Genomic DNA, 3,992 nt, shown 5'->3' with positions numbered 1-3,992 from the left:
GTCGAGCCTTGCTCCCTAAGGCGGCAGGTATCTTGGAGCAGTCTGCGGAAGCCCAGGCCCTATTCACGGCCGCCCACGCAGCCCCGCTCCGACTTGCCTCGAGTTACACGATAGGCGAGTATTTATTGCCGGAACTTATCGCCGGATGGAAGAGCGCACATCCTCGCAGTCCTGTGCTGGTCCAGATCGCCAACACTCACGACGTGTTCGAATCCGTCGCGGCATTTAGTGCCGACATCGGCTTTATCGAAGGCACGCATACTCATGCCGAGTTGAGCGTGCGGCGATGGCGGACTGACCACATGGTCATCATCGCTTCACCTGGGCACCCAATGGCGTTGCGGAAGGTGAGCGCGCGGCAATTGGCCCATACGAGTTGGGTCCTGCGCGAATCAGGATCAGGGACACGGGAGGCGGCCGATCGTTGGCTCATCCCTCAATTGCCTGAAATGCAGGTGGAGCTCGAGCTCGGCACCAACGAGGCCGTCAAACGAGCCGTAGCCGCGGGCATCGGTCTGGGCTGTCTGTCAGCTCTTGCAGTCAGCGATGCAGTGCAGCACCGCTGGCTTGTGCAGCTCGCCACAACTTTTCCTGTTGTGGATCGGACGCTTTCAATCGTTCTGCATCGATCAAAGAAGCTCGGATCTGCAGCCGAGGGGTTTTTGCGCCATTGCACTGGCTCTAAATGAGGTCCCAAAAGATCACAGCATCGGCTTGAATGTGAACCGCCCCAACACGGAGAAGGCATGGACCGCCCACCTACAGCGCTACGGCTGAAGTGAGACTTCCATCCTGAGTTGGATGGGGCCTCGCAGAAACGGCCCACAGAGCGCTGGGTAAGCTATGGCGCTGTTCCGCGGTGAGCCAACACCAGCAATTGCACTGACACGAGCCGTCTTTAAAACGACATTCTGCGCGCCATGCAAGCCACGCGCGTCAGGCTTGCCATTATCGTAGGCATAAGCCTGATATTCTTGACGAAATGGCAAATGGTGACCAACTCAAAGCTCTGTTCCGCTCCTATGCGGAGGGAGATGAGCGCCATTTTTATAGCGTGGCGATGCAAATGGCGGCGCACGAAGCCAGGCACGGCCACGGTAAGCTCGCTGAAGAGCTGCGCGGGCTGATCGACGTAGCAAAGGCAAGGCGCAACACCGGCGGCGCGGAAGCGGCAATTCCCATAGCTCGCCCCAAAGGCGAGCTGTCGTCGCTGCTGAGCGTTTCTTACCCGTCCAGGCGCTTGTCGGACATGGTTCTTGCACCAACAGTTCTGGATGACCTTAAGCAGTTACTAAAAGAACACCGGCACTTCAGCAAACTACGCAGTCATGGGCTGCAGCCACGTCGCAAGCTGCTACTCGTTGGGCCGTCCGGCACGGGCAAGACAATGACGGCTGCCGCATTGGCGGGAGAGCTCGGGATTCCACTGTTTGTGGTCCGGCTCGATGCGCTCATCACAAAGTTTATGGGCGAGTCAGCCGCCAAGCTGCGACAGGTATTCGATGCCGTGGCATCGACGCGGGGCGTCTACTTCTTCGACGAGTTCGATGCCATCGGCAGCCAGAGGGGTCTGTCCAATGACGTCGGGGAAATCCGCCGCATCCTCAACAGCTTTCTGCTAATGATCGAACAGGACGAGTCCAGCAGTGTCATTGTCGCCGCCACCAATCACGTGGATATTCTGGACGAGGCGCTGTTCAGGCGCTTTGACGACCTAGTCGAGTACCACGTTCCATCGGCTGATGAAATCCGAGCCTTGCTGCGTATGCGGCTTGGGGGTTTCCTGAAGTCCACCAGGTCCATCGGCAGCCTGGTGACCGAAGCAGTCGGTTTGAGTCACGCCGAAATCACCCGCGCCGTAGGCGATGCGGTCAAGGAGGCGGTCATGCACGACCATGACAGTGTTCCGGTCGAGGCAGTGAAGTTGCTGCTGCAGCAGCGCCAAGCCGTTCGACGCCGCTCTCCGGCTTCACGCGCATAAACACAGAGCCGAGCACGAATCCAAGGTATGGCGACCCAACATCCGCAGAATCGTCAGCACCTCATCCCGCAGAATACGAGTACTGCAGAGAAATACACCGCAAAACAGCAGGCGCGCGATCCTGAGCCCGGGATCCCCGCCAAGGAGCGACAGCAGCATGGCCTGCACTTGCGCACACAGCTCGCTGCAGTGGCCATCGTCCAAAAGCAGCGCGCAGCGGAACTGCATGCGGTCAATGTGCAGAGCGCTATCGGCATCCAGGTCGAATTCGAGAGTGAGCAAGCGGTCGAGCTGGCGGCAGCGAGCCTTGCAAGGGACAAGCAAGGCATCGAGCTGATGAACGTCCGAAAACGCGACGATCAGGTTTTGGCGACTGTTTTCATCCCCGAAGGCAAGCTTAAGCATTTCGAGAATTTGGTCACCGCTTACGTAGGCTACAAGACGAACAAGAACGGCGGCCCTCTGGACAACCAAGGTCTGGTTGATGCCATCAAAACGCTGCGCGTGGCGACGTTTTGGTCGCTCTGGACCGATGCACCTGAAGCGCTGCCCGCAGACGATGCGGAGATGATCTGGTGGGAGGCCTGGCTGCCACTGGGCGGGCATGCGCAGCAGACCTTCGGAGACTTCCGGACCGTGTCGCAGCTTGCCGGACTGCAGGTCAGCGAGAGAGTGCTCTATTTCCCCGAGCGCATCGTTGCCCAGATTCACGGCAGTAAGGCGCAGTTGCTCCAAGCATCACTGGTACTCAACATGATTGCGGAGTTGCGCCGGGCGAAGACCACTGCAGCGTTCTTCGATGGCCTTCCCTTGGACGAACAAGCCCAATGGCAAAGTGATCTCCAAGCTCGCCTGATGCCACAACCTGCTGGCAATGCCTACGTTACCTTGCTCGATACCGGGGTCAACCATGGCCATCCTCTTTTGGCACCCTTTATCGCCGATGCAGACCGCCATTCGACAGAACCGGAATGGGGTGCAGATGACGCCAACGGCCATGGCACCGAACTGGCGGGCTTGGCCCTCATGGGCGACCTTACCCATGTGCTTTCGGACAACGTGCCACTGCAGGTTCCCCATCGCCTGGAGTCGGTGAAGATCTTGCGCTGGCCGGGGGACAATGAAGGTGAGTCCTACGGCGCCATCACGGCAGAAGCCGTGGCGCGTGTCGAGATCACTGATGTAGATCGCCGACGCGTGTTTGCCATGGCAGTCTCATCCACCGACGCTCGGGATCGTGGACGGCCATCGTCTTGGTCGGCCGAAGTGGACCGCCTGGCGTGCGATTACGATGACCAAGGTGCATCACCGCGGCTCTTCGTCCTAAGCGCAGGCAACACGATCGACAACGACTCCTGGGCTGCCTACCCCGATAGCCTGGCGACCAATTCGATACATGACCCGGGTCAAGCGTGGAACGCCCTGACTGTCGGTGCCTGCTCCGAACTCACCACGATCACTGAAGAAAACGCACAGCACTATGCAGCTGTTGCTGCTGCGGGGAACCTCAGCCCGTACACCACGACATCCATGACCTGGCAGAACGGCTGGCCGTTCAAGCCCGATATCGTGATGGAGGGGGGGAACACCGCCATGGAGCCGATGGGTTTCGCCTGCTCGATGAGCAGTCTGTCCCTGCTGACGACGGGGCATCTGCCCCACGAGCGCCTCTTCTCGCTGAGTTGGGCTACAAGCGCAGCCACTGCGCTGGCCGCTGGCATGAGCGCACGTATCTCGGCGGCCTATCCCGACTTCTGGCCAGAGACTGTGCGCGGCTTGATGGTGCATTCTGCGAGGTGGACACCGCCTATGCTCGACACCTACACGCCCGGTGGCGTGCGAACCAAGCAAACTTTGAGGAGCCTGTTGCGCCACTGTGGCTACGGCGTGCCGAGCCTGGAGCGGGCCATATACAGCGCAAGTAACTCGCTGACGATGATCGTGCAGGATCAGCTTCAGCCGTACTACAAGACCAAGGATGGAGTGAAGACTCGGGAAATGCATCTGCATG

Annotated in this window: 3 protein-coding genes; all 3 read left to right on the top strand. The window is 59.5% G+C overall.

Going from position 1 to position 3,992, the window contains the following annotated elements; genetic code table 11:
• On the top strand, positions 1–689 hold a 689-nt coding region (locus tag ACN4F8_RS05705; protein ID WP_419472662.1), incomplete at its 5' end, for a LysR substrate-binding domain-containing protein.
• A 293-nt stretch (positions 690–982) separates the two neighbouring features.
• Positions 983–1,981, top strand: a complete 999-nt coding sequence (locus ACN4F8_RS05700) for an AAA family ATPase (protein ID WP_419472661.1) — start codon at positions 983–985, stop codon at positions 1,979–1,981.
• A gap of 27 nt (positions 1,982–2,008) precedes the next feature.
• Positions 2,009–3,992, top strand: a 1,984-nt coding sequence (locus tag ACN4F8_RS05695) for a S8 family peptidase (protein ID WP_419472660.1), incomplete at its 3' end; no start/stop codon positions are given.

Source organism: Hydrogenophaga sp. (genome assembly GCF_048549895.1).
In the GTDB taxonomy this organism is placed as follows: Bacteria; Pseudomonadota; Gammaproteobacteria; order Burkholderiales; family Burkholderiaceae_C; genus Hydrogenophaga.
The sequence above is the reverse complement of the archived record's forward strand: the minus strand, read 5'-3'. Positions and strand labels throughout refer to the sequence as shown.